Source organism: Xanthobacter sp. YC-JY1 (genome assembly GCF_021730305.1).
Lineage (GTDB): Bacteria > Pseudomonadota > Alphaproteobacteria > Rhizobiales > Xanthobacteraceae > Xanthobacter > Xanthobacter flavus.
In genome coordinates, this window is sequence record NZ_CP032674.1 from 2,755,817 (window position 1) to 2,778,750 (window position 22,934).

Here is a 22,934-nt window from a genome sequence, read left to right on the forward strand (position 1 = left end):
AGTTTACGAACGAATCGCAAAAACTATTTTATGGGGATCGCTGGAACAAAAGTTCGATCTGGGCGTTTTAGCACCCCTACCGACGCGCCGCATTCACCAGCGCAAGGGCGGCCACGGCGGCCGTATCGGCGCGAAGGATGCGCGGGCCGAGGCTGAGGGTGAGGCCTCTCGGGGCGATGCGCGTGCGCTCTTCCGGGCTGAATCCCCCTTCCGGGCCGATCAGGACGCTCACCGGTCCCGGACGGGCCTGCTTCAGCGCGGAGATGGGGTCTTCATCGGCTGAGGCCTCGTCACAGAACACGAGGAGACGGTCCTCGGCGAGGGACGCGAGCCAGCTGTCGAGCGGGCGCGGCTCCTCCACATGGGGCAGGCTGAGGATGCCGCACTGTTCGGCCGCCTCGATGGCGTTGGCGGTCATGCGCTCGACATTGACGCGGGAAACCTGGGTGTAACGGGTGATGACCGGACTCAGGATGCCCGCGCCCATCTCCACCGCCTTCTGCACCATATAATCGAGCCGCGCATGCTTCAGCGGCGCGAATGCATATTCCAGCGTCGGGGCAGGCGGCTGGGCGCGCGTCTCGCGCAGCACTTCAAGGCGCACCTCGCGCTTGCCGCCGGCGATCCGTGTCGCCCGCCACTCACCGTCCCGGCCGTTGAACAGGAGAATGTCCTCGCCGACACCGAGGCGGATGACGTTGGCCACGTAATGCGCCGCCTCGCGCTCCAGCACGATCTCGGAGCCCTCGGCCAGATCGGCGGCGACGTGCAGGCGTTGGGCGTGGAAATCGTGCTCGGGCATGGCGGCTCCTCTCGCCGGAGGCACACCACGCATCGGCGCGCGTTGCAAGCTTGTGGTTCCGAACCCCGGAAACGAAAACAGGCGGAGACCCGAAGGACTCCGCCTGCCCCGACCCCCGAACGCCCCTCGGAGATGACGCCCTGACCGGCGCAAGGGCATAATCCACAAAAGCAGCCCTTGGTTGCATCCCCCGAATGGGTGATGCGCGGGATGCTGATACCATGCCAGTCGCGGCAGGACGTCGCGCGGATGCTCGCTACGGCTCAGGTGCCGCTCGGGTTTGACCCCGCGTCGACGCCTGCGAGAAGCCGCTTACTTGGAGCCGTCGGGCTTGAATTGGGCGAGGAACGCGATCAGGTCCTTTCGCTCATCCTCGTTCTTGACGCCGGCGAAGGCCATCTTGCCCTTGGGCACGAGGTGCTTGGGATTCTCGATGTAGTCATTGAGGATCGCCTCGTCCCAAACCTTGCCGGCGGCCGCGCCGTCCTTGATGTCCTGGGAATACGCATAGCCCTCGAAGTGCGCCCACTTGGCACCCACGATGCCGTTCAGCGGCGGGCCGACCTTCACCTTGGCGTCGGGGCCGATGGCATGGCAGGCCATGCACTTCTTGAACACGGTCTCGCCCTTGGCGACGTCGGGATCGGCATAGGCCGAGCCGGTGGCGGCGGCGAGGACAAGGACGGAAGCCAGAACAAGACGCATTGAGCTATATCCTCTCTGTCGGCCGGGCCCCGGCTCCGCAAGGCGCTGTGTTCGCACCTGCGGATTCGCGGAAGCCAGCTTGATGCTTTACCGGGCAGACACCTCCACCTCTGAAACCACATATATCCGTGGCGGAGGGGTCGGGTTCCTTAGCATGTTTCCAACCCGGCCTTCGATGCGACCTTGAGACCTCCCGGAATGGCAGATTCAGCGTGACCCTTGTCGTCAAAATCGGTGGAAGCCTGACGCGGGGCGCCCCGCCCCGGCTCCTGCTCGAACGCCTCGCGGGCCGGAAGGGGCTGGTGCTCGTGCCGGGGGGCGGAGCGCTGGCCGATCAGGTTCGCGTGATGCAGCCGCAGATTGGACTTTCCGATGGGGCAGCCCACCGCATGGCGATCCTCGCCATGGAGCAGATGGCCTATGCCTTCCTCGACATGGCTCCCCGCCTGCGCCCCGCGCGGACGCCGGCCGAGCTGATGTCCGCCGCGGCTGACGGCGCGGCCCTTTGGCTTCCCGCCACCATAGCCCTCGACGCCCCGGACATTCCCCAAAGCTGGGACGTGACCTCCGACAGTCTCGCGCTCTGGCTCGCGGCGCGGCTGGCGGCCGACCGGCTGGTTCTGATAAAGGCGCCGGGCGTTCAAGTGCCGCGGCACGGCGACCGCGCGGCGGACCTTGCGGCCTGGACTGCGACCGGTCTCGTGGATGCGGCTTTTGCGACCATGGCACGGGACTATTCTGGCGATATTGTCCTCGTCCCCGCCGACGACGGGGCGCTGATGGAGCTGGCGCTCGAACCGCCCGCGCCGCAGAGCATCGAGGAAACAAGAGAAGGCCCGCGCCGATCATGAGCGAGACCCGTTCCAGCAAGAAGCCGCCCCGCTGGGCGTGGGCCCTCACCGGCTCCGGGCACTATTTCACCGAGAGCATCGAGATCATCCGCGAGCTTCAGGACGTGGACCTGTTCATCTCGGACGCCGCGGACGAAGTGCTGCGCATGTACAAACAGGACAAGGAACCCCTGCCCGCCCAGACGCAGGTGTTCCGCGACAATTCAGCGTCTTCCGCCTCCATCGGGCGCTTCTATCACGGCGAGTATCACACCCTCGTCGTCTCGCCCGCCTCCTCCAATACGGTGGCGAAGGCGGTGCACGGCATTTCGGACACGCTCGTCACCAACTGCTTCGCCCAGGCCGGCAAGTGCCGGGTGGCCTGCATCGTGTTCGCCTGCGACAGCCAGCCGGAGATGATCACCATGGCGCCGGAAGGCCCGGTGCCGGTCTATCCGCGCCGCATCGATCTTGAGAACACCGCGAAGCTCAAGACCTTCGAGGCGACCGTGGTGGCCGAGACGCTGGAGGAACTGCGCCTCGCCGTCGCCCGCCGCCGTGCCGAGCTTGCCACCCTCTATCCCGTCCCGGCCTGAGCCATGGCCGAGCGCGTCGCCCTCGTCACCGGCTCGCTGGCCGAGCCCCGCATCCGCCGCATCGCGGAGGAGCTGGCGGACGGCACGCTAGATCCGGTGGTGGTGAACATCGGGGTGAAGGTCGCGGCGCTCATGACCGCAGAGATCGTGGAGCGCCGCCTCAAGCTGCCCGAAGGCACGGACAAGGTGCTGATGCCCGGACGCTTCCGGGGCGACCTTCAGCGCCTCGCCGCGCGCTTCGGCCTGCCATTCGAGCGGGGGCCGGAAGAGGCGGCGGACCTGCCCACCTATTTCGGCCGAGGCAAGGGCCGCAACGTGCCCCTCGACCGCCACGACGTGACGCTCTTCGCCGAGATCGTGGACGCGACCCGCCTGTCCGTTCCGCAATTGTTGGAGCGCGCCCGCTTCCTGAGGGGCGAGGGCGCGGACGTGATCGACCTCGGCGCCCTGCCGGACCAGCCCTTCCCGCATCTTGAGGACGCCATCGCCGCCCTCAAGGCCGAGGGCTTCAAGGTGAGCGTGGACAGCTTCGACCCGGAGGAGCTGCGTCGCGGCACCCGCGCCGGGGCGGACTTTCTGCTCAGCCTCAACGAGACCAACCTCACCATCGCCGATGAAGGCCCGGCCGTGCCCGTGCTGGTGCCGGCGCAGGCGGGAGACCTCGCCTCCCTCGTCCGCGCCATCGAAGCGTGCGAGGCGGCGGGACGGCCCTTCCTCGCCGATCCGATCCTCGATCCCATCCATCTCGGCTTCACCGCGTCTCTGGTGCGCTATGCGGAGCTGCGGCGGCTGAAGCCGGACATTCCCATCCTCATGGGCATCGGCAACGTCACCGAGCTGACGGATGCCGATACCACCGGCATGAATGCGCTGCTGATGGGCATCATCTCCGAGCTGGGCCTCAATGCCGTCCTCGCGGTGCAGGTGAGCCCGCATTGCCGCACGGCGGTGCGCGAGTTCGACCGGGCGCGGCGGGAATATTACGCCGCGCGGGAGGCCGGCGCCCTCCCCCAGGGCTTCGGCGGCGGGCTGATGGCCCTGCGCGACCGGCGCCCCTGGTCCACCACGCCCGAGGAGGTAGCCCGGCTCGCGTCCACGGTGGCCGACCGCAATTTCCGCATCGAGGTGACGGAAGAGGGGATCCACGTCTACAACCGGGATGGCCACCATGTGGCGGCAAACCCCTTCGCCCTCTTCCCCCACCTCAAGGTGGAGGACGATGGCGCCCACGCCTTCTATCTCGGCGTGGAGACTGCGCGGGCGGAGATCGCCCACCACCTCGGCAAGCGCTATGCGCAGGACGAGCCCTTGAAATGGGGCGTCGCGGGCGAGACCGGCGGCAGCGCCGACGAGGCCCATCGGTTGACATTCAAGGAAGCGGGCTCGACGCTTTCTGCCGCGAAGAAGAAAGGCGAAAGCGCGTGATCCGGGAGACCATCGTCACCACCGTCTCGGCCGCCGGAGAGGCGCACATCGCGCCCATGGGCGCGACCGTGGTGGAGGGCGGCTATCTGCTCCAGCCCTTCCGCCCCTCCCGCACGCTGGACAACCTGGCGGCGGCGCGCAGCTGCGTGGTGAACTTCTCCGATGATGCCCGCATCTTCGCGGGCTGCATCACTGGCCGCCACCGCTCCTGGCCCACCGTTCCCGCCACCCTTCTCAAGGGCGCAGCACGCCTCGCCGACTGCCTCGCCCATGACGAGGTGGAAGTGGCGCGGATGGAGGACGACCCCACCCGTCCCCGCTTCTTCTGCCGCACCATCCACCGCGAGACCCACGCCCCCTTCCTCGGGCTGAACCGTGCCGTGGCCGCTGTGCTGGAAGGCGCCATTCTCGTCTCGCGCCTGCACATGATGGACCCGGACCGGGTGGACCGGGAGATGAACTATCTCTCCATCGCCATCGACAAGACCGCCGGCCCGGCGGAGCGCGAGGCATGGGACTGGCTGTGCGAGACCATCGCCGACCACCGGGCGCGGGCGGCCTCATGACGGCGCACGTTCCCGCCCGGCCGGGCCTCCTCGCATCGGTGGCGACCCTCGACGAGATGCGCACGGCGCTTGCCGTCGGCGTCGATATCCTGGACCTCAAGAACCCCTCCGAGGGCGCGCTGGGCGCCTGGGCGCCGCAGGCGCTGGTGGAGGCCGTGGCCGTGTGGCGCGCCGCCGGAGCACCGGGCAACCTCAGCGCCACGGTGGGTGACCATCCGCTGGAGCCGGACGTGCTGCGCACCGCGGCCGAGCGCACCGCCGCCACCGGCGTGCCGCTGGTGAAGATCGGCTTTGCCCTCGGCGATGAGGCCGCCCTGGCGGCGGTGCTCGACGCCCTTCGCCCCGTCGCCCGCGAGACGCGCCTGATCGCCGTGCTCTTCGCCGATCAGGCGCCGGACCTTGCCGCCGTGCCGCTGTTCGCCGCCGGCGGCTTCCACGGCGTGATGCTGGACACGGCGGACAAGGCGGCTGGCGGCCTGCTCGCCCACCTGCCGGTGGAAACCCTCGCCCGCTTTGTCTCGGCCGCCCGCGCGGAAGGGCTGCTGACCGGCCTCGCGGGCTCGTTGAAGATGGCGGATATCGCCCCGCTCGCGGCGCTGCGGCCGCATTATCTCGGCTTCCGCGGTGCGCTCTGCGCCGAGGGGCGGACCAGCGCCCTCGATCCGGTACGTCTGGCCGCCGTGCGCGATACGCTGGCGGGGCGCATCCTCGCCTGAGGCCGGTCAGGCGGGCGGGAACGCCGCCACCACCGCGTCGAGAATATCGCCCGCCGCTGCAATCTCTGCCTCGGTGACGGTCAGCGGCGGCAGCACAGCGAGCACGTTGCCGAGCGGCCGGGTGAGCAGCCCCTGCCCGGCCAATGCCTCCGCCAGCGGCGCGGCCGGCCCGACGCAAACCAGCCCCTGAACGAGGCCGGTGCCCGTGGTATCGGTGAACAGGTCCGGCCGGCGCCAGCGCAGGGTGGCGAGCCGGTCCTCCAGCTTCCAGCCCATCTCCTGCACTCGCGTCTCGAAGCCGGGAGCGAAGGCGGCCGATAGGGCCAGCAGCAGCCCGGCGGCTGCATTCTCGTCCAGCAAAGGCAGGCCGGAGGGCAGGCTGCGGGCGAGACGGGCGCTCAGCACCAATGCCGAAGCGCCCTCCCCGCCTTCGGCCTCGCCCGGCAGCCCGTCGATCACCATCACATCCGGCGCCACGCCGCGCCATTCGTGGGCGAAGGCCATGCCCGTGCGCCCGAGGCCGGAATCGGTCTCGTCGAACATCAGCACCACGCCATACTCATCTGCCGCCTGCCGTGCCGCGGCGAGGAGGAAGCCCGGCAGGAAGCGCAGGCCGGCATCGATGGAGGCGGGCACAAGCAGCAGCGCCGCCACGTTCGGCCCCATGGCGGCCTCGATGGCCGCTTCGTCCTCCGGGATACGCCGCACGCCCGCATCCTGCGCCAGCGCCGGGGGAAGCCGCGGGTCGTCGGAGACGACAACGATCTCCCGCCGCTTGGGCCGTCCCGCCGTGCGGTGGTGGAGACGGATGGTCTCGACCGCCGCGCGCCAGGCCGTCGCGCGATCAGCAAAGAAACGGGCCACGTCGCCGAAGGAATGGTCCGTCAGGAGGGCGGCACATCTGGCGGAGGCGGGAGCGCCCTCCCCTTCGCTGGCATCCCCTTCGATAATCCGCGCGCGATCGAAGCGGACGGCACCCGAGAAATCGAGCACCGGCGCCGCAACGGCGGCTGCGTCGTCGGGCGGCGCTTCAACACAGGAAGCATCTGGGGCGATTGCGGACACGCGCTCCTCCATCCACCGGATGAAGCAAGGAGCGCGCCGGGATCAGTCGTACTTGATGTAGGAAAAGCGCAGATCGTGCTGCGGCGTGCCCTCAAGCGGCTCATCCTCGCCGGCACCGGGCTGCCACTGCACCACCTCCTCGATCTTCTTCGCAAGTGCGAGATCGCGCACGGTGATGCCCTTGGCGTCGTGGGACTGGAGCCGCACCTCCACCCAGGCATAGGAGGCGGTGAGGTCGGGATGGTGCCACGCCGCCTCCGCGAGATGGCCGACGGTGTTTATGACCATCAGCGTGCCCTTCCAGCTGTTGGTCTTGTAGGTGCGCTTGATCCAGCCGTCCTCGTAGCGCCAGTGGGGCAGCTCGGCATCGAGGTGGGCGGCCACCTCCTCCGCAGGGAAGGTCTTCTTGCGATCGACGGTCATGGTCGGCTCCGCGGCAGGCCCGGGCGCGTGCAGTTGATCTTGCCAGTTGATCTTGCACAGTGCGCCACGCGCCGGGTGATGCTGTATAAGGACGAGGCCCGCGGCAGCCCCGGGCATATCCCGTTCTGCCGCAGCGGATGGAGAACTATGTCGAACGCGCTTGCCTTCCTCGTCAACACGTCGATCGTGCTCCTCACAGTCGCCGCCATGGAGGGCGTGGCGTGGGCAGCGCATAAATATGTGATGCACGGCTGGGGCTGGGGCTGGCACAAATCGCACCACGAGCCGCGCGAAGGCGTGTTCGAGCGCAACGACCTCTATGCGGTCGTGTTCGCCGGCATCGCCATCCTGCTCATCTATTTCTATCGCAATGGCGGCCCGCTGCTGTGGGTGGGCGTGGGAATGACCGTCTACGGCTTCCTGTATTTCTTCGTCCACGACGGCATCACGCATCAGCGCTGGCCGTTCCGCTACGTGCCGCGCAACGGCTATCTCAAGCGCCTCGTTCAGGCGCATCGGCTGCATCACGCGGTAGAGGGCAAGGAGGGCTGCGTCTCCTTCGGCTTCATCTACGCGCCGCCGCCGGCCGCGCTGAAGGCCAAGCTGAAGAAGCTTCACGGCGGCAGCCTCAAGAACAGCGAGCCCGCGGAATAGCCGCGCAATTCCTGATCCTGAAACGAAAAGAGGCGGCCCGAGAGCCGCCTCTTTCTGTTTGATCGGAGATGCGTCAGGCCTTGACCAGCGGCAGCTTGGGCACCGGGCTGCCGGAGCGGCCCGAGCCGCCGGCGGGCCCGCCCTTCGGGCCCTTGCCCTTGGGGGTGGGCTTGGCCTTCGACTTGGCCGCCGGCTTGCGGCGCTTGGCGGGAGCCGGCACGATCTTCTCCGGCTTGGGGGTGACGGGGCCTTCGGGGAATTCGAAGCCGAGCTTCGAGTCCTTGCCCTCGCCCTCCACCACCACGCGGACGTGGCCGCCATTCTTGAGCGCGCCGAACAGCACGAGGTCCGCCAGCGGAGTCTTGATGAACTCCTGGATGACGCGGGCCATGGGCCGCGCCCCCATCTGCTCGTCGTAGCCGCGATCCACCAGCCACGTGCCCGCCTCGTCGGAGAGCTCGATGGTGACATTGCGGTCGGCGAGCTGGGCCTCCAGCTGCAGCACGAACTTCTCAACCACCTGGGTGATGACCTCGGGCGGGAGGTGACCGAACGGGATCACCGCGTCGAGGCGGTTGCGGAACTCCGGCGCGAAGGTCCGGCTGATGGCCTCCGAGTCGTCGCCCTCACGCTTCTGGCGGGTGAAGCCATAAGCGGGCTTGGCAAGGTCGGCGGCGCCCGCATTCGTGGTCATGATGAGGATCACGTTGCGGAAGTCGATCTGCTTGCCGTTATGGTCGGTCAGCTTCCCGTGGTCCATCACCTGCAGGAGGATGTTGAAGAGGTCCGGATGGGCCTTCTCGATCTCGTCCAGCAGCAGCACGCAATGCGGGTTCTGGTCCACGCCGTCCGTCAGCAGGCCGCCCTGGTCGAAGCCCACATAGCCGGGAGGCGCGCCGATGAGGCGGCTCACGGTGTGGCGCTCCATATACTCCGACATGTCGAAGCGCAGGAGCTGCACGCCCAGGATGGAGGCGAGCTGCTTGGCGACCTCGGTCTTGCCGACGCCGGTGGGGCCGGAGAACAGATAGCAGCCGATGGGCTTCTCCGGCTCACGCAGGCCGGCACGGGCCAGCTTGATGGAGGCGGAGAGCGCCTCGATGGCCTTGTTCTGCCCGTAGACCACCCTTTTCAGAGTCGTCTGCAAGTTGGCCAGCACCTCGGCATCGTCCTTGGAGACGGTCTTGGGCGGAATCCGCGCCATGGTGGCGATGGTCGCCTCGATCTCCTTGAGTCCGATGGTCTTCTTACGCTTGGCCTCGGGCAGCAGCATCTGGGCCGCACCCGACTCGTCGATCACGTCGATCGCCTTGTCCGGCAGCTTGCGGTCATGGATGTAGCGGGCCGACAGCTCCACCGCCGCCTTGATGGCGTCGTTGGTGTAGCGCAGCTTGTGGTAGTCCTCGAAGTAGGGCTTCAGTCCCTTCAGGATCTCGATGGCGTCGGGCACGGTGGGCTCGGCCACATCGATCTTCTGGAAGCGGCGGACGAGGGCGCGGTCCTTCTCGAAATACTGGCGGTATTCCTTGTAGGTGGTCGAGCCCATGCAGCGGAGCGAGCCGGAGGCCAGCGCCGGCTTCAGCAGGTTGGACGCATCCATGGCCCCGCCCGAGGTCGCACCGGCACCGATGACCGTGTGGATCTCGTCGATGAACATGATCGCGTTGGGATAGGCCTCGATCTCCTTCACCACCTGCTTGAGGCGCTCCTCGAAGTCACCGCGATAGCGGGTGCCGGCGAGCAGCGCGCCCATGTCGAGAGCGAAGACGGTGGCGGTGGCCAGCACCTCCGGCACCTCGCCATCGTTGATGCGCTTGGCGAGGCCCTCGGCGATGGCGGTCTTGCCGACGCCCGGGTCGCCCACGAACAGCGGGTTGTTCTTCTGCCGGCGGCAGAGCACCTGGATGGTGCGGGTGATCTCGCTGTCGCGGCCGATGAGGGGGTCGATCTTGCCCTCATGCGCCTTCTTGTTGAGGTTGATGCAGTAGGCGTCGAGCGCGTCGGCCTTCTTCTGCTTGTCGTCGCCGGACTTGGTCTCGGTCTCCTCGTCGGCGCCGCGCACGGGCCGGCTCTCGGACATGCCGGAGCGCTTGGCGATGCCGTGGGAGATGTAGTTGACCGCGTCATACCGCGTCATGTCCTGCTCCTGCAGGAAATAGGCGGCATGGCTCTCGCGCTCGGCGAAGATGGCGACGAGCACGTTGGCCCCCGTCACCTCCTCGCGGCCCGAGGACTGGACATGGATGACCGCACGCTGGATAACGCGCTGGAAACCGGCCGTCGGCTTGGAATCGTCCGAGCCGGACTGGACGAGATTTTCCAGCTCGGTGTCGACGTATTCGATGAGATTGCGACGAAGCTTCTCCATGTCGACGTTGCAGGCGCGCATGACGGCGGCCGCATCCTGATCGTCGACAAGCGAGAGAAGCAGATGCTCGAGAGTCGCGTATTCGTGGTGGCGTTCGTTCGCGAGGGCCAGAGCGCGATGGAGCGACTGTTCGAGGCTGCGTGAGAATGTAGGCATCGACACCTCTTTCGCGCGTCGCACCGGACTTTCGGAATCTTCCCCCAGATCCGGAGCACGTGCACCATTCACACAAACTTCGTACTGGATGCCGCAGTGCGCAAGTCCCTCGGTGAAAGGAAAGCGCGGGGGCCCGTCGCCGAATAGCACTTGACGACGGCACAACGCCCCGCAGGCCCGAGCTTCCGCCCGGGTCGGGTCACGATCACTTTTTCTGCGAAAAGTCTGGTCGCCGGCTGTTGCGGCTTACTTCTTTTCCATCACGCACTGAAGCGGGTGCTGATGTTTGCGGGCGAAATCCATCACCTGAGTCACCTTCGTCTCGGCGACCTCGTAGGTGAAAACGCCGCATTCGCCCACGCCGTGGTGATGGACATGGAGCATGATGCGGTTGGCCTCGTCGCGGTTCTTGCTGAAGAACCGCTCGAGCACGTGCACCACGAACTCCATCGGCGTGTAGTCGTCATTCAGCAGAAGCACGCGATAGAGGCTCGGCCGCTTGGTCTGGGGCTTGGTGCGGGTGATGACGGCGGTGCCCGGTCCGTCGCCCTTGCGCGGCGGCTCTCCGGCCATGGCGCGCGCGGGAGCCACGCGGGCGCGATCGGCGCCTGCCGGATGAGACGGATGGAAAACGTGCTTCATGATCCTCGCGCCCTGTCGCAATCTCCGGCGGCAACCCGGAGCCTCGACGCAGCCCTTGACGGCTGGCAATCATAGAAAAATCAGTGCGTCCGCGCCAGTACCACGGTGCGTCGGGCGCACGCGGTCGCAGGAACGTCGGTCGGCTTCTATGTCGGGAGCAATGCGGGCGGGCGCAAGGTCGGCTGCGCAAATCGCGCGTGCGGCGCTTTGATGCGCGGGGCCGGCAGAGGGCGAAGCCAGAACGCAAAAGGCCCGCGCTTCACCGGGCCGGTGCCAGTGCGCGGCCGGATCGCCAGAAGTGGGAGCGCCGGGGCGCGACGCGATACGAGCCCCCGGCGCGGCACCGGGAGGCCAGCCCTCACGGGAGGCCTCGCGGGATCATCCAGCCCCCGGCACGCAATGCAGCGCGCCGGACGGGGCGAACCTCAGGCCAAAGCCCGGGGATTTTGCCTCAGCGGCCGAACTTGCCGAAGGAGGTCTCGAAGGGCTTGTAGCTCTCCTTCGCCAGCTCCGTGTAGAGCTCGCCGAGCTTGGTCGCCTGGGCGACGGCGCCCTCGTAGGCGGTCTTGAGGTAGGACTGCTGGATCTCGATGGCCTGCTCGAGGGTCTTGGCACCGAGCAGCTTCTCGAGGGCAGCGGTGCCCTGCTCGAAAGAAGCCTTGGTGTAATCGGCGATTTCCACCGCGATCGCCTGGGCGCTCTTGGAAAGAGTGCCGAAGCTCTTCACCGCGGCTTCGATGTTGTCCTTGCTGAGCTTCTGGAGCTCTTCAGCGCTCTGAACCATTGGGTGTCCCCTTTCGCGCCAGCCAACGCGCTGGCATTGCGTCGAGTGGATTATGCCTCCGCTCGGTTGTGGATATTATGCACTGCACAACGAAAGTCAAGCGATATGGTGCACCGCACAATGTGGCAGGGGTGTCCGGTTTACGCCTTGGTAACTCCGCGTTTTTAGGGTCAGGCACTGGTCGCTTCCCTGGACCTCCGGTGCGACGCACAAGCCTGCCACCAGGCTTCCCTGTCACATCGGTGTTCCGGACAAAGGGGCGGCGTCTGCGACCAGCGACACGGGACAAAAGTACATGCGTTACGCTCGCGGCGGTCTGCCAAATTGCTCGAAAGCCCTTGCCCTTGCGGTGCTTGCGGCCTTCTCCCTGACCGCCACGGTGGCTGATGCGAAGCCGCGCAAGAAGACGCAGGTCGAGCGCAGCGCCAAGTCTTCGTCCAAGTCCTCCGCGAAATCCGCGTCGAAGACGAAACCGTCCTCCAATACCAAGACGGTAGCCGCGGCCGACCCCGACGGCGGTCGCTGGCGCTACGGCTCCGCCGCCATCATCGTGGACGCGAATACCGGCAAGGTGCTGTACGAGGAAAATTCGGACGCCCTGCGACATCCTGCCTCAGTCACCAAGATCATGACGCTTTACCTCCTGTTCGAGCAGCTGGAGGCCGGAAACCTTCGCCTCGACAGCAAGTTGGAGGTATCCGCGAAGGCGGCGTCACAGCAGCCCTCCAAGCTCGGCATGAAGCCCGGCCAGACCATCGAGGTGGAGGACGCCATCAAGGCGATCGTCACCCGCTCGGCCAACGACGTGGCGGTGGTGATCGCCGAAAACCTTGCCGGCTCCGAGTCGGCCTTCGCCGAGGCGATGACCGAGAAGGCCCGCGCGCTCGGCATGAGCCGCACGGTCTATCGCAACGCGTCCGGCCTGCCCAACGTGAACCAGGTGACGACGGCCCGCGACCTGTCCATCCTCGGCCGCGCGATTCAGGATCGTTTCCCCAAGCAGTACAAGTACTTCGCCACCCGCACCTTCTATTATCGCGGCCAGGCCATCGGCAATCACAACCGCCTGCTCGGCCGGATCGACGGCGTGGACGGCATCAAGACCGGCTACACCAACGCCTCGGGCTACAATCTCGTCACCTCGGTGAAGCGCGACGGCCGCTATCTCGTCGGCGTCGTGCTCGGCGGCTCCAGCGGCGGCTCGCGCGATGCGCGCATGACCAGCCTCATCAGCCAGAACCTGCCCACCGCCTATGCCGGCGGTCGCGTGGCGCCGAAGATCACGGAAGTCGCCGACAACGCCTTCTCCATCGGCAAGCCGGGCAGCTTCAATGCGCCCATGCCGGTCGTCGCAGCCCGTGACGACGTCCAGCCCCATGCGGTGGCGCCGCTGCCGAAGCCGGCCGTGGTCGAGGCCAATGCCGAGCCCACCACCACCGCCTCCATCCCCGCCAAGCCCGCCGCGCGCACCGCCAACCAGATAGTCGCCGCCGCCGCGCCCTCGGCGCCCCTGCCGCAGGTGAAGCCCGGCTCCGCCGAGCCGATCAAGCCGGTGGCGGTGAAGACCGTTGCGATCCAGAAGCCCACCGCCGCGAATGTGGCTGCAGCTCCGGCCCCTGCCCTCGTGCAGGTAGCAGCCACCACCCAGTTCACCTCCACGCCTGCGGGCGTCCTTGGCTATCTCGGCCCGTCCCGCCTCGCCCAGTCCCCAGCCGCTGCCGCCGCCACGGCCGCCGCGGAAGGCCGGGCCCACGCCAAGCCGCAGCAGGTCGCCGCGCGCACCGATGTGCCGGCCCCCGCTCCCGCCGCGCCGACCGGCAAGGACACGTCGCGCCTTGGCGTGCCCGATCCCGCCGCCGAGCAGGCGATGCGCGCCGCGCGGATCGCCGCCATGGAGCCGGACGATCCGTATGCCCGCGCGCTGCGCTCCGCTCGTGAAGGTGTGGTGGACGATCGCGCCCGTCCCCAGGCCGCCCAGCAGGCCGCCAAGCCCGTGCGCACCGCTTCCCTCGCCCCGGTGGCAGCTCCCCAGCCCGCGGCCGCTCCTGCCCCTTCCCAGCGCAGCCATGTGCCGGCTTCGGCCAAGAATGGCTGGAGCATCCAGATCGGCGCGTTCGACGGCGAGCGCGCAGCCCGCACCAAGCTCGACGCCGCCCGTGCACGCGTGAAGTCCGCGCTGGCCGGTGCCGACCCCTATACCGAGAAGGTGACGAAGGGTTCGACCGAGCTCTACCGCGCCCGCTTCGCCGGGTTCGATGAGAAGTCGGCGAAGGAAGCTTGCCGTTTACTCAAGCGTAACGATTTCGACTGCATGCCTATCAGGAATTGAAGTTCTGACAGAGAATCAGCGATGCTTGCGCAAGATCACGTCCTTCGCTCGGTTGATCCTCGCCGCGAGATAATCGGATCCGCCATGATCGGGGTGGAGCTTCTTCATGAGGGAGCGGTGCGCCGAGCGGACAGCTTCGGCGCTCGCGCCCGGCTGAAGGCCAAGGATCTGATAGGCCTCCTCCTCGGGCATCGCAGCGTCCAGGCCACCGCCTCCGCCCATATCCCCCGCACCCGCGTTTCGCTGTGCGTCCTCACGCCAGGCGGGCGCCCGGCGGTCGAGATAAGCTTCGAGTAGAGCCAGCGACTGCGCATCGCACTGCGGGCGCAGCGCCAGGAGGGAGGGGATGTCCAGCTCCTCCAGCCGCCGGCCGGCATGGGGCCCGGCCAGAACGGTTCCGCGCATGTCGCCGGTGGCGTGGTCCAGTTCCATCTCGATCATCGCCGTGCGCACGCCCGAAGTCTTCGGTGCGCTCCGCCGCTTGAACAGCCCGCCGAGATATCCCCCTATCCCCTGAGGATCGAGCCGCCCGAGCAGGGCGACGCCCGCCGCGCCCAGCGGCAGCGCGATCCCGATCCGCCCCGTGACCAGAGCGCCCGCGGCACCGAGCAGCGCGGCATAGGCCAGCGTCCGCATCATCGTGGCGATGAGTACCTTCGGATCGGCTTTGGTCCAGACCGAGAGGCCATAGAGGCCGATCAGCAGCAGCAACGCACCGGCGACAAGGCTAATCACGCAGAACTCCGGATCGAAAGCCGCGCCCCTGCGCCGGCGGGATGATTGCGAAAGACGGGCGAAGCGCCACCGGTCAGCGGCCCATGGCGGCGATGAGGCGGCGGGCGCCAGCGTCGCGGCGGGACGTCAGCGCCATCTGGCCGCCGGCCGCATAGGCGGCGACCGCCGCGAGCAGTTGGCGAAGCTCGCCGGGGGCCGAGGGATCGAACCGGCACCACGCTCCCCCGGTGACCTGCGCGAGGCCGCGAAAGACGTCTTCCACCCGGGCGTCGTAGCCTTCCTGGAACATGAACAGTTTCACGCCGCGCAAGGCCAGCTGCCCGGCGGCCTCCCGCAGCACCGCCGGATCTTCCTCCACCGCGTCGCCGACGAAGACCGCGGCGCGCAGCCCCGAGCGCTCGGCTTCCTTGCCGAGATGGCCGAGGATGCGGTTGATCTGGGTGAGGCCGCCCATGCAGGAGATGCGGCGCATCAGCCCGCCCAGCGTCGCGGCATCGCGCACGAAGGGGGAGGCGCGGCACTCGTCCTGTCCCCGGTAATAGACGATCTGCATGTCGAGGCCGCCATGGGCGGCGGCGGAGGCGAACATGTCCGCCTGGATGTCGCACGCGAGCGTCCATGTGGGCTGGCGAGAGCCGGTGGCATCGAGCGCGAAGGACAGTCGCCCACGTCCATCCGCAGGGCGGGCCGGCGGCATGCTGCGGGCCGCGGCGAGGAATGCCTCCACCTCGGCCGAGCCGGAAACCGGAACCGTTCCGCCCGCTTTGGTTTCCGCCAGTTTCCCCTTGCTGTCGTCGCGCGTCGCCATCGGTTCCTCTCTTGTTCACACATAAGCCGCTTCGGACGGCGCACCAAGGCCCCTCCCCTTCGGCCGCGACGGATGCACCGCAATGGCTTGAAGCGAACCGGCCCAGGGCCTATCTGCACCCCCCAGCGGCCGGGCGCCGTATCGAGGGGATGGGACGATGGCGACTTTGCCGAAGGTTGTGGGGCGCGTGCGCGATCTGAGGTCGGCAGTGGCCGGCTTCCGGGCCGAAGGCTCCAAGGTGGCGCTGGTGCCCACCATGGGCGCGCTGCATGTGGGCCACATGGCTCTGGCCGAGAAGGCGCGGGAACTCGCCGGCCGTACCGTTGTGTCGATCTTCGTCAATCCGGCCCAGTTCGCCCCCCACGAGGATTTCGACAAATATCCCCGCGCGCTGGAAGCTGACCTCTCCAAGCTGTCGGAGGTGGGCGTCGATCTCGTCTATGCACCGACCGCAACCGAGATGTACCCGGCAGGCTTTGCCACGCGCATCACCGTGGGCGGTCCCTCCGAGGGGCTGGAGACGGACTTCCGGCCGCACTTCTTCGGCGGCGTCGCGACCGTCGTGGGCAAGCTCTTCACCCAGTGCACGCCCGACTACGCCATGTTCGGCGAGAAGGACTACCAGCAGCTCAAGGTGGTGACGCGGCTTTCGAAGGATCTCGATCTCGGCGTCGAGGTGGTGCCGGTGCCGACCATACGCGAGGAGGACGGCCTCGCCCTCTCCTCCCGCAACGCCTATCTCGACGAGGAGCAGCGCAAGATCGCGCCGGTGATCTACGCCGCCCTCACCCGCGCCGCCGAGCAGATCCGCTCGGGCACCGAACCGCAGGCGGCGGTGGATACCGCCTCCGGCATGATTTCGGCGCTGGGCCTCAAGGTGGACTATGTGGCGGCCCGCCATGCCGAAACACTGGCGCCGCTCAAGGACGCCAAGGAGCCGATCCGGCTTCTCGCCGCCGCCTGGCTCGGCCAGACCCGCCTGATCGACAACATCCCCGTGTGAAGCGAATGGGCGGCGGTCTAGACCGCCCCCATATAGCTCGCAGCAAAGCCGATCACGACCAGCGCGAGGCCGACGGACAGCACCATCAGCATGCGGCCGGACGTGACGCCCTGCCTGGCCTTGGATGCCGTCTTCACCGGCGCCCCGTCCATGGTGCGGCCATCGGTGCGATGAAAGTCCACGTCTTCGCGGGCTTCTTTGGGATCTTGCATGGTGTTCTCCTGACGGTGTTGTGTTCCGTAAGGAGAACGCTCCCCAGCGCCAGGGGTTTCCCCGTGACGCCGGGAAGGTTTGACTAGCCTGCGGCCACCTCGCGCATCCGGGCGAAGGCCTGGTCGAGATCGGCCTTGAGGTCGGCGGTATCCTCGAGGCCGATGTGCACGCGCACCGCCGGCCCTTCCACCTCCCACTGCGTCGCCGTCCGATAGTCCTTGCAGTCGAAGGGGATGGCGAGGCTCTCGTATCCGCCCCAGGAATAGCCCATCCCGAACAGCGTCAGCGCATCGAAGAAGGCCGCGACCGCAGCTTCCGGCACCGGCTTCAGGATGAGGCTGAACAGGCCGCTCGCGCCGCAGAAATCGCGCTTCCAGATGGCATGGCCGGGATCGGACGGGAGCGCGGGATGCAGCACGCGCGAGACTTCCGGCCGCGCGGCGAGCCACTCGGCCATCTCCAGCGCAGCCTTCTGGTGATGGGCGAGCCGCACCGCCAACGTCCGCAGCCCGCGCGCGGCAAGCGCGATGTCGTCGGGGCCGACCGTCATGCCCAGCGCGCTGTAGGTGGCGCGCACCTTCCTGAGTGCGTCACCGACCGCCGAGATGGTGCCGATGCTCACGTCCGCGTGGCCGCAGATGTATTTGGTGCCCGACTGGATGGAGATATCCACCCCGAACGCATGCGGCTTGAAGAAGACCGGCGTCGCCCAGGTGTTGTCGATGAGCGTGGTGATGCCGCCCGCCTTCGCCACCGCGACGATGGCCGGGACGTCCTGCATCTCGAAGCTCTGGGAGCCGGGCGCCTCCAGGAAGATCGCCTTCGTGTTCGGCCGGATCAGCGCCTCGATGCCCGCGCCGATCAGGGGATCGTAATAGGTGGTCTCGACGCCGAGGCGGGCGAAGAGCCCGTCGCAGAAATTGCGAGTGGGCCGGTACACGCTGTCCACCACGAGCACGTGATCACCACTGCCGGCGACCGCGAGCAGCGCCGTCGTCACCGCCGACAGGCCGGACGGGGTGAGCACCACGCCGTCGCCGCCCTCCAGCGCGGTGAGCGCGACCTGCAGGCTCTCGCTGGTGGGATTGCCGTGGCGGCCGTAGGTGTAGCGCGCGCGATGGTGAATGAGGTCGTCGTAGTTCGGGTAGAGCACGGTGGAGCCGCGCACCACCGGGGTGTTCACGAATCCGTCGAAACGGCGGGGATCGCGGCCGGCATGGACGATCTTCGTGGCCGTGCCCCGCTCCGCGCCTGACGCTCCGTCTGCCCCGTGGTCATCCCTGCTTGCGTCCGACATGCACATCTCCTGTGGTCACGGCAGCTTGCGACCGATCGGCCGCTATTGACCGCTCCGCTGTGAGGGGTTGTGATGGGCGGGATAGACGGCCTTGATCCGTCCGTCGAGCCATCTCGTGCCGGATCGCGGCGGGAGGCGGCCACGGCAGGGGCTCGTCGTCGCGAAAAAAGGAACCTTCCGTGAAACGCATCCTCCTCGCAGCAGCAGGACTTCTGTCGCTGGCCGGTGCCGTGCAGGCCGCGACCCTCGACGACGTGAAGGCGAGAGGCGCCCTCAACTGCGGCGTGACGCAGGGCCTGCCCGGCTTCTCCAGCCCCAACGACAAGAATGAATGGAGCGGGCTCGACGTCGATTTCTGCCGCGCCATCGCTGCCGGCATCTTCAACGACCCGACGAAGGTGAAGTTCACCCCCCTCTCCGCCAAGGACCGCTTCACGGCGCTGACCTCCGGCGCCATCGACGTTCTGTCGCGCAACACCACCTGGACCATGTCGCGCGACACCACCCTCGGCTTCAACTTCGCCGGCGTGATGTATTACGACGGCCAGGGCTTCCTCATCCGCAAGTCGGTGGGCCTGAAGTCCGCGAAGGAACTGCAGGAAGCCTCCATCTGCGTGCAGACCGGCACGTCGAACGAGCTGAATGTCGGCGACTACTTCCGCGCCAACAACATGAAGTATCGCGAGGTCATCGCCTTCGCGACCCTCGACGAGACGGTGAAGGCCTATGAATCCGGCCGTTGCGACGTGTTCACCTCGGACAAGTCCCAGCTCGCCGCGGTGCGCCTGAAGCTCACCAACCCCGCCGACCACGTCCTGCTGCCCGAGACCATCTCCAAGGAGCCCCTCGGCCCGCTGGTGCGCCACGGTGACGACCAGTGGTTCGACCTCGTGAAGTGGACCTACTTCGCGCTGCTGAACTCCGAAGAGCTGGGCATCACCCAGAAGAACGTCGACGAGATGGTGAAGTCCGAGAACCCGGACATCAAGCGCCTGCTCGGCACCGACGGCAAGTATGGCGAGGGCATCGGCCTCACCCCCGACTGGGTGGTGCGCATCATCAAGGCGACCGGCAATTACGGCGAGATCTACGACCGCAATGTCGGCCCCGCCACGCCGCTCGGCATCGAGCGTGGCCTCAACAACCTCTGGACCAAGGGCGGCATCCAGTACGGCCCGCCGGTGCGCTGAGCGCATCGGGGCCTGATGGCCCGCGCCTTGCTTGAGAGCTGGGCTTGAAGACGGGGCGGAGGACGCGGGCATCGTGCCCTCCGCCACCAAGAACACAGGCCAAAGGCCTGAGCTTTCGGGGGTTTCATGTCTGAAGTCAGCCCTGCCGCGCCGCCGCGGCCAAAGGGCCGTCGCTGGTCCTGGACGGATCCAAAGCTGCGGTCCCAGGTCATCCAGATCACCGTTGCGGTCATCCTCGTCTGGTTGCTGTGGTCGTTCTATTCCAACGCCCAGTCCAACCTGACCCGGCTCGGCATCGCCTCGGGCTTCGGCTTCCTCGACAATCGTGCCGGCTTCGCCATCAGCCAGTCGCTGGTCCCCTACAACGAATCCATGTCCTACGGCCGCGCCTTCCTGGTGGGCCTGCTCAACACGCTGCTGGTGGCCTTCCTCGGCGTCATCCTGGCGACCCTCATCGGCTTCCTGATGGGCGTGGCCCGGCTGTCGAAGAACGTGGTCATCAAGGCGCTGGCCTCCGCCTATGTGGAGATCACGCGTAATCTGCCGCCGCTGTTCCAGATCATGTTCTGGTATCTCGCCGTGCTGGCCACCCTGCCGGGTCCGCGCCAGAGCTGGGGCTTCGGCCTCCAGCCGCTGCTCGGCGCCATCGGCTCGGGCCTGTCCTCCATCGGCCTCGGCTTCCTCGGCGGCCCGCTCTCGGCCTATGCGGCCAGCCTCGCGGCGCCCGGCGTGTTCGTGAACAATCGCGGCCTCGTGGTGCCGCGCCCGATCTTCGAGGACGGCTCCATGGCCATCCTCTACGCCCTCATCGCCGCCTTCATCTTGAGCTTCCTGCTCGCACGCTGGGCAAAGAAGCGGCGGGAGGCGACCGGACACTTCTTCCCCGTCTTCTGGACCTCGCTGGGCCTCATCATCGTGCTGCCGCTCCTCGCCTCCGCGGCGATGGGCTTCCCGGTCGGCGTCGAGAAGCCGGAACTGCGCGGCTTCAACTTCGTCGGCGGGCTGCGCGTCATCCCGGAATTCGTGTCGCTGCTGCTGGCGCTCTCCATCTATACCGGCGGCTTCATCGCCGAGATCGTGCGCTCGGGCATCCTGGCGGTGTCGAAGGGCCAGACGGAGGCGGCCCATTCGCTCGGCCTGCGCAATGGGCCGACGCTGCGGCTCGTCATCATCCCCCAGGCCATGCGGGTGATCGTGCCGCCGCTCACCAGCCAGTATCTCAACCTCACCAAGAACTCGTCCTTGGGCGTGGCAGTGGGCTATCCCGACCTGTTCGCGGTCTTCGCAGGCACCACGCTGAACCAGACCGGCCAGGCCATCGAGATCATCGCCATCATCATGGCGGTCTATCTCACCATCTCCATCGTCACGTCGGCGATCATGGGCTGGTACAACAAGCGCGTCGCGCTGGTGGAGCGGTGACATGACGGATATCTCCGCCCCCCGCCCCTCCATCACGCCCGCAACGCCCTTCGTCTCGACGGCGTTCCACGAGCCGCAGCCGGCCCCGGTCTCGACCCGCGGCCCCATCCTGTGGGCCCGCCAGCACCTGTTCGGCTCGGTGCCGCAGGTGCTGCTCACGCTGTTCGGCATCTGGCTCGTCTATGTGACGGTGCCGCCGCTCATCAAATTCTTCCTCATCGATGCGGTGTGGACCGGCACCAACCGCGACGCTTGCCTCGCCGAAAAGCTCGGGCGGCCGGTGGGCGCCTGCTGGCCCTTCATCTGGGCCAAGCTCGACCAGCTCATCTACGGCTTCTACCCGGCCAGCGAGCGCTGGCGGGTGAATGTGGTGTACTGGCTCGGCGCCCTTCTGCTGCTGCCTCTGCTGATCCAGAGCCTGCCCTACAAGCGGCTCAACGCCATCGCCTTCTTCGGCGTCTACCCGGTGGTGGCCTTCGTGCTGCTCACCGGCGGCAATCTCGATCTCCAGCGCTTCGTCCTCGGCTGGCTCGGCGTGGACTTCTCCACCATCGGCGGCGCTCAGGGCCTGCGGATCGGCTTCTGGGTCGACTACGTCCTCTCGACAGTCCTGCTGACAGCCATCGCCTTCGGCATCTCCCGCTTCCTTGCGGGGCCGGAGGGCGGACGCTCGGCGGCGCAGACGACGCTCAGCGTGCTCGGCGTGCTCGCCGTGGTGCTGCTGGCGGTGGACATCGACACCGGCCTGCCCCAGGTCGAGACGCGCCTGTGGGGCGGACTGCTGGTGACGTTGGTGATCGCCGTCACCGGCATCACCGTGTCCCTGCCCTTCGGCATCCTCCTCGCCCTCGGCCGGCGCTCCAAGCTGCAGCTGGTGAAGTGGCTGTGCATCATCTTCATCGAGTTCTGGCGCGGCGTTCCGCTCATCACGGTGCTGTTCTTCGCCACCTACATGCTGCCGTTGTTCCTGCCCGGCCGCTTCACCATCGACGGACTGCTGCGGGCGCTGGTGGGCGTCGCCTTGTTCGCCTCGGCCTACATGGCGGAGGTGGTGCGCGGTGGCCTGCAGGCTATCCCCAAGGGCCAGTATGAGGGCGCCATGGCGGTGGGCCTGCGCTCGGGGCTCATGATGCGCCTTGTGGTCCTCCCGCAGGCGCTGAAGCTGGTGATCCCGGGCATCGTCAACAACTTCATCGGCCTGTTCAAGGACACGACGCTGGTGCTGATCGTCTCGATCTTCGACCTGCTCGGCTCCATGCGCGCGGCCTTCACCGATCCCAACTGGGCCTCGCCCACCACCCTGTTCACCGGCTTCGGCTTCGCCGGCATCATCTACTTCGTCTTCTGCTTCGGCATGTCCCGGTATTCGATGGCGCTGGAGAAGCGCCTCGACCGGGCCCAGCGACACTGAGAGGGACTTCATGAGCACCGATCCCATCATCGCCGAAGTCGAGGCCACCGCCCCGAAGATCGCGGTCGAGATGACCGGCGTGAACAAGTGGTACGGCGACTTCCACGTCCTCCGGGACGTGAACCTGACCGTGGAGCGGGGCGAACGCCTCGTCATCTGCGGCCCGTCCGGCTCGGGCAAGTCCACCCTCATCCGCTGCATCAACCGTCTGGAAGAGCACCAGAAGGGCCGCATCGTTGTGGATGGCATCGAGCTGACCGACGACCTCAAGCGCATCGACGAGGTGCGCCGCGAGGTGGGCATGTGCTTCCAGCACTTCAACCTGTTCCCGCACCTCACCATCCTCGAGAACTGCACGCTTGCCCCCATGTGGGTGCGCAAGATGCCGAAGAAGGAGGCCGAGGATCTGGCGATGCACTTCCTCGAGAAGGTGAAGATCCCGCACCAGGCGCACAAATATCCCGGCCAGCTGTCCGGTGGCCAGCAGCAGCGCGTGGCCATCGCCCGTGCGCTCTGCATGCGTCCGCGCATCATGCTGTTCGACGAGCCGACCTCCGCCCTCGACCCCGAGATGGTGAAGGAGGTGCTCGACACCATGGTGTCGCTGGCCCAGGACGGCATGACCATGCTGTGCGTGACCCACGAGATGGGCTTTGCCCGTCAGGTGGCGAACCGGGTGATCTTCATGGATGCCGGGCAGATCGTGGAGATGAACGAGCCCAACGCCTTCTTCTCCAACCCGCAGCACGAGCGCACCAAGCTCTTCCTCAGCCAGATCCTGCACTGAGAAGGCG

General features: G+C 67.4%; 23 protein-coding genes. 12 read left to right on the plus strand and 11 right to left on the minus strand.

The window, feature by feature from the left end; translation table 11 throughout:
• Nucleotides 1-76: 76 nt before the first annotated feature.
• Both D7006_RS12840 and D7006_RS12845 read right to left on the minus strand, forming a co-directional pair.
• Nucleotides 77-802, minus strand: coding sequence for a 16S rRNA (uracil(1498)-N(3))-methyltransferase (locus D7006_RS12840; protein WP_237353256.1), 726 nt, complete (start codon nucleotides 800-802; stop codon nucleotides 77-79).
• A gap of 312 nt (nucleotides 803-1,114) precedes the next feature.
• Nucleotides 1,115-1,507: a cytochrome c family protein gene (locus D7006_RS12845; protein WP_237353257.1), complete on the minus strand. Its 393-nt coding sequence runs from the start codon at nucleotides 1,505-1,507 to the stop codon at nucleotides 1,115-1,117.
• Between the two features lie 212 nt (nucleotides 1,508-1,719).
• Here D7006_RS12845 and D7006_RS12850 point away from each other — a divergent pair, with 212 nt between their 5' ends.
• Genes D7006_RS12850 through D7006_RS12870 form a run of 5 tightly spaced genes read left to right on the plus strand, consistent with a single transcriptional unit; the run spans nucleotide 1,720 to nucleotide 5,640 of the window.
• Nucleotides 1,720-2,358, plus strand: coding sequence for an aspartate kinase (locus D7006_RS12850; protein WP_237353258.1), 639 nt, complete (start codon nucleotides 1,720-1,722; stop codon nucleotides 2,356-2,358).
• Nucleotides 2,355-2,933: a flavoprotein gene (locus D7006_RS12855; RefSeq protein ID WP_168457965.1), complete on the plus strand. Its 579-nt coding sequence runs from the start codon at nucleotides 2,355-2,357 to the stop codon at nucleotides 2,931-2,933. Before D7006_RS12850 ends, D7006_RS12855 begins: the two co-directional genes overlap by 4 nt.
• A gap of 3 nt (nucleotides 2,934-2,936) precedes the next feature.
• The gene (locus D7006_RS12860; RefSeq protein ID WP_237353259.1) at nucleotides 2,937-4,358 is read left to right on the plus strand and encodes a DUF6513 domain-containing protein; all 1,422 of its coding nucleotides are present in this window, start codon (nucleotides 2,937-2,939) and stop codon (nucleotides 4,356-4,358) included.
• On the plus strand, nucleotides 4,355-4,924 hold the full coding sequence (locus tag D7006_RS12865) for a DUF447 domain-containing protein (RefSeq protein ID WP_169120095.1): 570 nt from the start codon (nucleotides 4,355-4,357) through the stop codon (nucleotides 4,922-4,924). The genes D7006_RS12860 and D7006_RS12865 overlap by 4 nt, the downstream gene beginning before the upstream one ends.
• Nucleotides 4,921-5,640 carry a (5-formylfuran-3-yl)methyl phosphate synthase gene (locus D7006_RS12870; protein WP_237353260.1) on the plus strand — a complete coding sequence of 240 codons (720 nt, stop codon included), beginning with the start codon at nucleotides 4,921-4,923 and terminating at the stop codon, nucleotides 5,638-5,640. Before D7006_RS12865 ends, D7006_RS12870 begins: the two co-directional genes overlap by 4 nt.
• Nucleotides 5,641-5,646: 6 nt before the next feature.
• Here D7006_RS12870 and D7006_RS12875 read toward each other — a convergent pair whose 3' ends face one another.
• Both D7006_RS12875 and D7006_RS12880 read right to left on the minus strand, forming a co-directional pair.
• Nucleotides 5,647-6,705 carry an aminotransferase class III-fold pyridoxal phosphate-dependent enzyme gene (locus D7006_RS12875; protein WP_237353261.1) on the minus strand — a complete coding sequence of 353 codons (1,059 nt, stop codon included), beginning with the start codon at nucleotides 6,703-6,705 and terminating at the stop codon, nucleotides 5,647-5,649.
• Nucleotides 6,706-6,747: 42 nt separating this feature from the next.
• Nucleotides 6,748-7,128 carry a 4a-hydroxytetrahydrobiopterin dehydratase gene (locus D7006_RS12880; protein WP_237353262.1) on the minus strand — a complete coding sequence of 127 codons (381 nt, stop codon included), beginning with the start codon at nucleotides 7,126-7,128 and terminating at the stop codon, nucleotides 6,748-6,750.
• A gap of 147 nt (nucleotides 7,129-7,275) precedes the next feature.
• Between D7006_RS12880 and D7006_RS12885 the strand changes: the two genes are divergently transcribed.
• On the plus strand, nucleotides 7,276-7,782 hold the full coding sequence (locus D7006_RS12885; protein ID WP_237353263.1) for a sterol desaturase family protein: 507 nt from the start codon (nucleotides 7,276-7,278) through the stop codon (nucleotides 7,780-7,782).
• Nucleotides 7,783-7,855: 73 nt separating this feature from the next.
• Here D7006_RS12885 and clpA read toward each other — a convergent pair whose 3' ends face one another.
• From clpA to D7006_RS12900, 3 genes are all read right to left on the minus strand, one after another.
• Nucleotides 7,856-10,306 carry an ATP-dependent Clp protease ATP-binding subunit ClpA gene (gene clpA, locus D7006_RS12890; RefSeq protein ID WP_229644353.1) on the minus strand — a complete coding sequence of 817 codons (2,451 nt, stop codon included), beginning with the start codon at nucleotides 10,304-10,306 and terminating at the stop codon, nucleotides 7,856-7,858.
• A gap of 246 nt (nucleotides 10,307-10,552) precedes the next feature.
• The gene (clpS, locus tag D7006_RS12895; protein WP_169121436.1) at nucleotides 10,553-10,879 is read right to left on the minus strand and encodes an ATP-dependent Clp protease adapter ClpS; all 327 of its coding nucleotides are present in this window, start codon (nucleotides 10,877-10,879) and stop codon (nucleotides 10,553-10,555) included.
• Nucleotides 10,880-11,399: 520 nt separating this feature from the next.
• Nucleotides 11,400-11,732: a phasin family protein gene (locus tag D7006_RS12900; protein ID WP_169120082.1), complete on the minus strand. Its 333-nt coding sequence runs from the start codon at nucleotides 11,730-11,732 to the stop codon at nucleotides 11,400-11,402.
• A 295-nt stretch (nucleotides 11,733-12,027) separates the two neighbouring features.
• On the opposite strand from D7006_RS12900, the gene D7006_RS12905 reads away from it, so the two are divergent.
• Nucleotides 12,028-14,061: a D-alanyl-D-alanine carboxypeptidase gene (locus D7006_RS12905; RefSeq protein ID WP_237353264.1), complete on the plus strand. Its 2,034-nt coding sequence runs from the start codon at nucleotides 12,028-12,030 to the stop codon at nucleotides 14,059-14,061.
• Between the two features lie 15 nt (nucleotides 14,062-14,076).
• On the opposite strand, the gene D7006_RS12910 is transcribed toward D7006_RS12905, so the two are convergent.
• Entirely contained in the window at nucleotides 14,077-14,796 is a 720-nt protein-coding gene (locus D7006_RS12910; RefSeq protein ID WP_237353265.1) for a DnaJ domain-containing protein, read from the minus strand.
• 73 nt (nucleotides 14,797-14,869) lie between these two features.
• A complete protein-coding gene (locus D7006_RS12915; RefSeq protein ID WP_237353266.1) occupies nucleotides 14,870-15,604 on the minus strand; it encodes a VWA domain-containing protein in 735 nt (244 codons plus the stop codon).
• A gap of 157 nt (nucleotides 15,605-15,761) precedes the next feature.
• Between D7006_RS12915 and panC the strand changes: the two genes are divergently transcribed.
• Nucleotides 15,762-16,607, plus strand: a complete 846-nt coding sequence (panC, locus tag D7006_RS12920) for a pantoate--beta-alanine ligase (protein ID WP_237353267.1) — start codon at nucleotides 15,762-15,764, stop codon at nucleotides 16,605-16,607.
• Between the two features lie 17 nt (nucleotides 16,608-16,624).
• Here the strand turns inward: panC and D7006_RS12925 are convergent, their stop codons facing one another.
• Together D7006_RS12925 and metC are read right to left on the minus strand one after the other, a co-directional pair.
• The gene (locus D7006_RS12925; RefSeq protein WP_169120074.1) at nucleotides 16,625-16,819 is read right to left on the minus strand and encodes a hypothetical protein; all 195 of its coding nucleotides are present in this window, start codon (nucleotides 16,817-16,819) and stop codon (nucleotides 16,625-16,627) included.
• Between the two features lie 83 nt (nucleotides 16,820-16,902).
• Nucleotides 16,903-18,117: a cystathionine beta-lyase gene (gene metC / locus D7006_RS12930; RefSeq protein WP_237353268.1), complete on the minus strand. Its 1,215-nt coding sequence runs from the start codon at nucleotides 18,115-18,117 to the stop codon at nucleotides 16,903-16,905.
• 179 nt (nucleotides 18,118-18,296) lie between these two features.
• Between metC and D7006_RS12935 the strand changes: the two genes are divergently transcribed.
• From D7006_RS12935 to D7006_RS12950, 4 genes are all read left to right on the plus strand, one after another.
• A complete protein-coding gene (locus D7006_RS12935) occupies nucleotides 18,297-19,307 on the plus strand; it encodes an amino acid ABC transporter substrate-binding protein (RefSeq protein ID WP_024278849.1) in 1,011 nt (336 codons plus the stop codon).
• A 126-nt stretch (nucleotides 19,308-19,433) separates the two neighbouring features.
• Entirely contained in the window at nucleotides 19,434-20,729 is a 1,296-nt protein-coding gene (locus D7006_RS12940; RefSeq protein WP_237353269.1) for an amino acid ABC transporter permease, read from the plus strand.
• A gap of 1 nt (nucleotide 20,730) precedes the next feature.
• Nucleotides 20,731-22,140 carry an amino acid ABC transporter permease gene (locus D7006_RS12945; RefSeq protein WP_237353270.1) on the plus strand — a complete coding sequence of 470 codons (1,410 nt, stop codon included), beginning with the start codon at nucleotides 20,731-20,733 and terminating at the stop codon, nucleotides 22,138-22,140.
• Between the two features lie 10 nt (nucleotides 22,141-22,150).
• Nucleotides 22,151-22,927 (plus strand): amino acid ABC transporter ATP-binding protein, encoded by a 777-nt coding sequence (locus D7006_RS12950; RefSeq protein WP_024278846.1) that lies wholly within the window; start codon nucleotides 22,151-22,153, stop codon nucleotides 22,925-22,927.
• Nucleotides 22,928-22,934 lie beyond the last annotated feature (7 nt).